Below are 925 nucleotides of genomic sequence, written 5' to 3'. Positions count from 1 at the left end.
GCACCACCTGCCGGGCCGTTGCCAGCGCCGCCGGCTCGTCGTACCCCGGGCCCGCGAAGGCCCGCTCGGCGGCCACCAGGTAGCGGACCACGGCCTCCGGGTCGCCCCAGTCGGGGTCCGGGGGCGGGTCGTCGAACTGCTCCCGTGCCTGCGCCGTCGGACCGGGCAGCTGCGCGCCCGGCACCTTCGTGACCGGGCTCGTGGAGATCAGCGTGAGCGACGCGACCCGGAGCGGGCGCTCGATCGCCGTCTGCTGCGCGATGCCGCCGCCCATCGACACCCCGGCCAGGTGTGCCTGCCCGATCCCCAGCGCGTCCAGCAGCCGTACCGGGTCCAGGGCCAGGTCGTCCCCGGTGTACGACGGCGCCCCGGGCGGGTCGGTCCGGGAGCGCCCCGTGTCGCGGTGGTCGTAGCGGACGACGAACCGTCCGCCGTCAGCCAGCGCCTGGCAGAAGTCCGGGTGCCACCAGTCCATGGCGCCCGCGATGCCGCCGATCAGGAGGATGGCCGGGTCGGCCGGGTCGCCGAAGGTCTCGGCGCACAGCAACGCGCCCGGAACGTCGACAAGGGTCTCTGTCATGGAGGGTCGACGACGGGACGGTTCCGAACTCATCGGTCCGCCTCGGGCGGGTACCGGCCGACCGGTACGCAGCGGATCGGTCGGCCGCACCCGGGTACTCGGACGAGCCCCGGCGCTCAGACGAACGCCAGCACGAGCGCGACCACCGCGACCGCCGCCGCCACACCCGCACCGACCCACGCGATCACGATGTTCCGCCGGCCCGTCTCCTGCGCGGCGTCGAACTCTGCACGCAGCGTCTCGAACTCCCGGTGCGCCGCCTCGATCTCGGCTCGGGCGGCCGCGAGCTGCGCGTCGGAGCGCGCCACGGTGGCCAGGGCGCTCGCTGCCTCGGCACGCGCCGCG

General features: G+C 75.5%; 2 protein-coding genes. Both read right to left on the bottom strand.

Translation table 11 applies throughout. From position 1 onward, the window contains the following. On the bottom strand, positions 1–580 hold a 580-nt coding region (locus tag PROKR_RS33785), incomplete at its 3' end, for an alpha/beta fold hydrolase (protein WP_084800231.1). Between the two features lie 116 nt (positions 581–696). After that, a partial coding sequence (locus PROKR_RS33780; RefSeq protein ID WP_169736315.1) for a hypothetical protein occupies positions 697–925 on the bottom strand: 229 nt, incomplete at its 5' end.

Source organism: Promicromonospora kroppenstedtii DSM 19349 (assembly GCF_000515355.1).
Classification (GTDB): Bacteria; Actinomycetota; Actinomycetes; order Actinomycetales; family Cellulomonadaceae; genus Promicromonospora; species Promicromonospora kroppenstedtii.
This window is presented reverse-complemented; position numbering and strand designations above follow the sequence as displayed.